Raw genomic sequence first — 6,394 nt, forward strand, 5'->3', positions numbered from 1 at the left:
AGGGGCTGGCGCTATTAAATGGCACTCAATTTTCGACGGCCTGTGCTTTGGCGGGGCTGTTCGAGGCCGAGATTCTGTTCAAGACAGTTATCATCAGCGGCGCATTGTCGACTGACGCGGCGCGCGGCTCCGATGCTCCGTTCGACCCGCGAATCCATGCGCTGCGTAAGCATGCTGGACAGATCGCTGTGGCCTTTGCCCTCAACGCGTTTCTCGCCGGCAGCGCTATCCGGGAGTCGCATCGGACGGGGGACGTTCGCGTTCAAGATCCGTACTGCCTTCGTTGCCAGCCACAGGTGATGGGCGCTGCGCTGGACGTGTTGCGCCAGGCCGCGAATACGCTTCTCACGGAAGCGAACGGGGTTTCGGACAACCCGTTGATCTTCTCTGAAGATGACCTCGCCATTTCCGGCGGCAACTTTCACGCCGAGCCCGTGGCTTTCGCCGCCGATATGATCGCGCTTGCTGTCTGCGAGATCGGATCGATTTCGGAACGGCGGATCGCGATGCTGGTGGATCCGGCGCTCTCAGGCATGCCGGCGTTCCTGACGCCAAAGCCCGGACTCAATTCAGGTTTCATGATTGTGCAGGTTACGGCGGCAGCGCTGGTTTCGGAGAACAAGCAGCGCGCGTATCCCGCAAGCGTCGATTCCATTCCGACATCCGCGAACCAGGAAGATCACGTCTCCATGGCCGCACACGGCGCGCGCCGTCTGTTGCCCATGGTCGAGAATGCGATGGCCGTGATCGCTATCGAGCTTCTAGCCGGAGCCCAGGGGTGCGATTTTCATGCCCCATTGAAATCCAGTGACCGGCTCGAATCTGTTCGAAAGCTGATCCGAACCAAGGTTCCCCATCTCGACGAGGATCGTTATCTCCATCCCGATATCGAGCAATCCATACATTTGGTTCGCTCCGGATCGATCATCGCCGCGGCGGATTTCACCGAGCTGCCGGGCATCTGACCCGCGTGCGCTGGAAGGCGGCATCGCGCGTCGGCTCGGGGCCTCTCAGAACGTCAGTATCCGGATGCCGCCGAGCCCCTTGTCCGCGGATCGGGCGCGCCGAGCAGGCCGTCCGGCGTCACTGCGATGGAATTGGCCGAGGTCTGGCCCATCGGTTCGATCACGCGGTGGCCCATCGCCTTCAGCGCGTCCAATGTCGGGTCGGAAAAGCCGCGCTCGATGCGGACTTCGTCGGGCAGCCACTGGTGGTGCAGCCGCGGCGCCGCGACAGCGGCCGCGATATCCATCCGGTAGTCCAGCACATTGACGATCACCTGCAGCACCGTGGAGATGATGCGGCTGCCGCCCGGCGAACCCGTCACCAACACCGGCTTGCCGTCCTTCAGCACGATGGTCGGCGACATCGACGACAACGGCCGCTTGCCCGGGCCGGGCAGGTTGGCCTCGAAGCCGACCAGCCCGAAGGCGTTGGACGCGCCGGGCGCCGCGGTGAAATCGTCGAGCTCGTTGTTGAGCAGCACGCCGGTGCCTTCGGCAACGAGTCCGACGCCGTAGGGGAAGTTCAGCGTATAGGTGTTGCTTACGGCGTTGCCGGCGCTATCGACCACGGAGTAGTGCGTGGTGTTGCTGCCCTCGCGCGGCGGCACCGCGGACAGCGCATCGGTCCACGGCGTGGCGCGAGCGGGGTCGATGGACGCGCGCTGCTTCGCCGCGTAATCCTTCGCGAGCAGCGTCGTGATCGGCGCGTTGACGAACGCGGGATCGCCGAGATAGCGCGCGCGGTCGGCGTAAGCTCGCTTCATCGCCTCGATCAGGAGATGCAGCGACGGCGCCTCGCTCTGCTTCATCTCGCGGATCGGAAAGCCTTCGAGGATGTTGAGCGTCTCGACCAGCACCGTGCCGCCGGACGACGGCAGCGGCATCGAGACGATGTCGTAGCCGCGGTAGCTGCCGCGCACCGGCTCGCGGATCACCGGCTGATAGTTTTTCAGGTCGTCCATCGAGAAGATGCCGCCGGCCTCGTTGATGCCGCGCACCAGTTTTTCGGCCACCGGCCCTTCGTAGAAGCCGCGCGGTCCCTGCGCGGCAATGGCGCTCAATGTCGTCGCGAGATCGCTCTGCACCAGCGTGTCGCCGCGAACTAACGCCGCGCCGTCCGGGCGCGTGATCATTTTCAGCGATGCGGGCCAGCGCGCCAATCGCCTCCGCCAGTCCTGCAACGTGTCGGCGATATCGTCGGCCACCACAAAGCCGTCGCGCGCCAGCGCAATCGCGGGCTGCAGAATCTCCGACAGCGTCAGTCTGCCGGAGCCGTATTTCTCCAGCACCAGCGTCAGGCCGGCCACCGTGCCGGGAATCCCGATCCCCAAGGCCGAGTCGCGCGATTTGGCGATGTCCGGCTGGCCGTCGGCACCGAGGAACATGTCGCGGGTGGCCTTCGCGGGCGCGGTCTCGCGATAGTCGATGGTGATGTCTTCGTGGCGGTCGGCGGAGTGAATCACCATGAAGCCGCCGCCGCCGATATTGCCGGCGCGGGGATAGGTCACCGCCATGGCGAAGCCGGTCGCCACCGCGGCATCGACCGCATTGCCGCCGCGCATCAGCACATCGGCCCCGACTTTCGCCGCGATCTTTTCCTGCGCGACAACCATGCCGTGCTTCGCGGCGACGGCGGCCGTGGTGCCGGGCTTTGCCGGAATGTAAAAGGCGCGCTCCTGCGCGCGCAATGGTGCACACAGCGCGAGCACGGCGAGTGCCGCGATCAGACTGCGGCGCAAGAAGTGAATGGGGGTCATCAAGGGCTCCGGCCGACACGCGGCCATGATCGCACCACGGTCATCCCATGCTATATGGCCCGGATTGCCTTCGACACAACACGGCGTGATTCGTCAGGATTTCAAAACATGGCGCTTACGGCCACTTCGGACGCATCACCCCACCTTGCCCCGATCAGCTACCCGCCGCGCTCCGCGGTGATCGGCTGGATGCTGTTCGACTGGGCCGCGCAACCGTATTTCAGCCTGATCACCACCTTCGTGTTCGCGCCGTATTTCGCCACCCGCGTGGCGGTCGATGCCGCCGCGGGGCAATCGATGTGGGGCTTCGCCACCGCGGCTGCCGGTCTGGTGATCGCGCTGGCGTCGCCGGTGCTCGGCGCCATTGCCGATGCCAGCGGTCGCCGCAAACCGTGGATCGCGGGCTTCGGCGCCATCTTCGTGATCGGCGCCTGCATCATGTGGATCGGCAAGCCCGGCGATCCCGCGATCATTTTGCCGCTGCTGATCGCCTATGGCTTCGCGACCATCGGCGTCGAATTCGCCACCGTGTTCAACAACGCGATGATGCCGACGCTGGTGCCGCCCGACAAGATCGGCCGGCTGTCGGGATCGGGCTGGGCGCTGGGCTATGTCGGCGGCATCCTGAGCCTGATCCTGGTGCTCGGCTTCATGGCGGCGAGCCCGACCACCGGCCGCACGCTGTTCGGCCTGGTGCCGCTGTTCGGCCTGGATCCCGCAACCTTCCAGGGCGACCGCATCAGTGCGCCGTTGAGCGGATTATGGTTCGCCGTCTTCGTGCTGCCGATGTTTCTACTGACGCCGGATTTTCCGGCAAAACTGTCGCCGGCCCAGGCGATGCGCGTCGGCCTGACCGACCTGCGGCACACGCTGCGCGAACTGCCGCGGCATCGCTCGATGATGGCGTTCCTGCTCGCCAACATGATCTACACCGACGGGCTGGTGTCGCTGTTCGCATTCGGCGGCATCTACGCCGCCGGCACCTTCGGCTGGAATACGATTCAGATCGGCAGCTTCGGCATCACGCTGGCGCTGGCCGGCACCATCGGCGCCTTTGTCGGCGGCCGGCTCGACGATGCCCTGGGGCCGAAGCGCGTCATCGCCGGCAGCATGACGCTGCTGCTGCTGTCTGCGATCGGCATCCTGCTGATCGACAAGGATTCGATCCTGTTCGTCAGCGTCACGCCGCCGGTGCCGGGCGGTGGCCTGTTCGCCGCGCCCGCGGAGAAGGCCTATCTGGCGCTGGGGTGTCTGATCGGCATGGCTGGCGGGCCGCTGCAGGCGGCGTCGCGCACGCTGTTGATCCGGCTGGCGCCGCCGGATCGCATCGCGCAGTTTTTCGGATTGTTCGCGCTGACCGGCAAGGTGACGTCCTTCATCGGCCCGCTCCTGATAGGCTTGGTCACGGCCGTCACCGCCAGCCAGAAGGCGGGCATGACGGTACTGGTCGTGCTGTTCGCCGCGGGGCTCGCGCTGCTGGCACGGGTGCGGGAAGAATAGCCGCCGTCATTCCAGGATGCAGTAGACGGCGGAGCCGGCTGATGCAGGCCTCAGCCACTCCAATTGGAGTGGCGGGGAATCCCGGGATGTTCAGCGTGCAACATGTCGAGATTCCGGGTTCGCTCGCAGCTGCGCTGCTCCCGCCCTGGAATGACAGTGCTCTCAATGCTTGAAGTGCCTGACGCCGGTGAACACCATGGCGATGCCGGCATCATCCGCGGCCTTGATCACCTCATCGTCCCGGATCGAGCCGCCGGGCTGGATCACCGCGGTAGCGCCGGCCTCGATCGCCACCAGCAAGCCGTCGGCGAACGGAAAGAACGCGTCGGAGGCCACCACCGAGCCCTTGGTCAGTGGCTCGGCAAGCTTCATCTCCACGGCGGCGTCCTGGGCTTTTCGCGCGGCAATGCGCGCGGAGTCGATCCGGCTCATCTGGCCGGCGCCGATGCCGACCGTGGCGAGGTCCTTCACATAGACGATGGTGTTGGACTTGACGTGCTTGGCGACGCGGAACGCGAATTTGAGATCGCGCATTTCGGCCTCGGTAGGCGCGCGCTTGGTCACCACCTTCAACGTCATGTCATCGACCACAGCGTTGTCGCGGCTCTGCACCAGCAGGCCGCCGGCCACCGTCTTGTAGGTCAGGCCCGGCGCATGCGGGTCGGGCAGGCTGCCGGCCAGCAGCAGTCGCAGCGTCTTCTTCGCCGCGACGATGGCGATCGCTTCGTCGGTGGCGTCGGGCGCGATGATCACTTCGGTGAAGATCTCGGTGATGGCGCGGGCCGACTCCGCATCCAGCGTGCGGTTCAGCGCGACGATGCCGCCAAACGCCGAGGTGGAATCGCAGGCCAGCGCCTTGCGATAGGCGCTCACGAGGTCGGACCCTTCGGCGACGCCGCACGGATTGGCGTGCTTGACGATGACGCAGGCCGCGGTGCGTTTGGCATCGAACTCGGCGATGCATTCATAGGCGGCGTCGGTGTCGTTAATGTTGTTGTAGGACAGTTCCTTGCCCTGCAGCTGCCGCGCCGTGGTGACCCCGGGCCGCGACTCCGGCGTGCGATAGAACGCCGCCGTCTGGTGCGGGTTCTCGCCATAGCGCAGCGACTGGATCAGCGCGCCGCCGATGGTGCGGAAATCCGGCGTCGCGATCTTCAATTGCCCGGCGAACCAGTTCGAGATCGCGGCGTCATAGGCGGCGGTGCGCGCATAGGCCTTGGCGGCAAGGCGGCGTCGCAGCGCGATCGTGGTCGCGCCCTTGTTGGTGGCGAGTTCGTCGAGCACGGACTGATAGTCGGCGGGTTCCACCACCACGGCGACATCGTCATGGTTCTTCGCCGCGGCGCGGATCATCGCCGGGCCGCCGATGTCGATATTCTCGATGCAGTCCTCGTCGGACGCGCCCTTCTCGACGGTGGCCTCGAACGGATACAGGTTCACCACCAGCAGATCGATAGGCACGATGCCGTGCTGCTTCATCGACTGCAGATGTTCGGCATTGTCGCGGATCGCCAGCAGGCCGCCATGCACCTTGGGATGCAGCGTCTTGACGCGGCCATCCATCATCTCCGGAAATCCGGTGAGGTCGGAGACGTCGGATACCTTCAGGCCGGCGGCGGCGATCGCCTTGGCGGTGCCGCCGGTGGAGATCAGCTCGACGCCATGGGCGACAAGCGCGCGCGCGAATTCGATCAGCCCGGTCTTATCGGAAACGGACAGCAAAGCCCGGGTAACGGGGCGCGAATGGTCGGTCATGATGGATATCCTGTGAGCAAGGCCGCCGCGTAGCACGGTTTGGCTGGGCACGAAACCGCCGAGTTTGCGGGCCGGATGCGCAGCGGCAGGTCGTAGGGTGGGCAAAGGCTCGCTTGCGCCGTGCCCACCATTCGCGCGCGGTGCAAATGGTGGTGGGCACGCCGACGTGCGCTGCGCGCGCGACGGCTTTGCCCACCCTACTTATCTCTACAGCGGCAGTTCCGGCTCGCGGCGGGCGTTGCGGCGGGCTGAGGTGGCGGATGCCGACGCGGTCGAGCGGGTAAAGCTCCAGCGCACGGTCGAGGTCTGCTGCGAGTTCTGGTGGATCACGATCTGGGCGGTGCGGCGCGGGCCGTCATTGCCGGCCAGGAACACGCT

At 65.8% G+C, this 6,394-nt stretch carries 4 protein-coding genes; 2 read left to right on the forward strand and 2 right to left on the reverse strand.

Annotated elements, in window-relative coordinates; translation table 11 throughout:
• Nucleotides 1–965, forward strand: a 965-nt coding sequence (locus JWR89_RS05425; protein WP_299712725.1) for an aromatic amino acid lyase, incomplete at its 5' end; no start/stop codon positions are given.
• 53 nt (nt 966–1,018) lie between these two features.
• Here the strand turns inward: JWR89_RS05425 and ggt are convergent.
• A complete protein-coding gene (gene ggt, locus JWR89_RS05430; RefSeq protein ID WP_299712728.1) occupies nt 1,019–2,761 on the reverse strand; it encodes a gamma-glutamyltransferase in 1,743 nt (580 codons plus the stop codon).
• Between the two features lie 108 nt (nt 2,762–2,869).
• Between ggt and JWR89_RS05435 the strand changes: the two genes are divergently transcribed.
• Entirely contained in the window at nt 2,870–4,261 is a 1,392-nt protein-coding gene (locus JWR89_RS05435) for an MFS transporter (RefSeq protein WP_299712731.1), read from the forward strand.
• 162 nt (nt 4,262–4,423) lie between these two features.
• Here JWR89_RS05435 and purH read toward each other — a convergent pair whose 3' ends face one another.
• Nucleotides 4,424–6,016: a bifunctional phosphoribosylaminoimidazolecarboxamide formyltransferase/IMP cyclohydrolase gene (gene purH / locus JWR89_RS05440; protein ID WP_299712735.1), complete on the reverse strand. Its 1,593-nt coding sequence runs from the start codon at nt 6,014–6,016 to the stop codon at nt 4,424–4,426.
• Nucleotides 6,017–6,394: the final 378 nt, after the last annotated feature.

The sequence above is a fragment of the Tardiphaga sp. genome (assembly GCF_028290785.1).
Taxonomy (GTDB): Bacteria; Pseudomonadota; Alphaproteobacteria; order Rhizobiales; family Xanthobacteraceae; genus Tardiphaga.

What these genes read in the sequence shown, in the direction of transcription:
- purH (WP_299712735.1), bottom strand. Translation starts at nt 6,016, where the DNA reads ATGACCGACCATTCGCGCCCCGTTACCCGGGCTTTGCTGTCCGTTTCC.
- JWR89_RS05435 (WP_299712731.1), top strand. Translation starts at nt 2,870, where the DNA reads ATGGCGCTTACGGCCACTTCGGACGCATCACCCCACCTTGCCCCGATC.
- ggt (WP_299712728.1), bottom strand. Translation starts at nt 2,761, where the DNA reads ATGACCCCCATTCACTTCTTGCGCCGCAGTCTGATCGCGGCACTCGCC.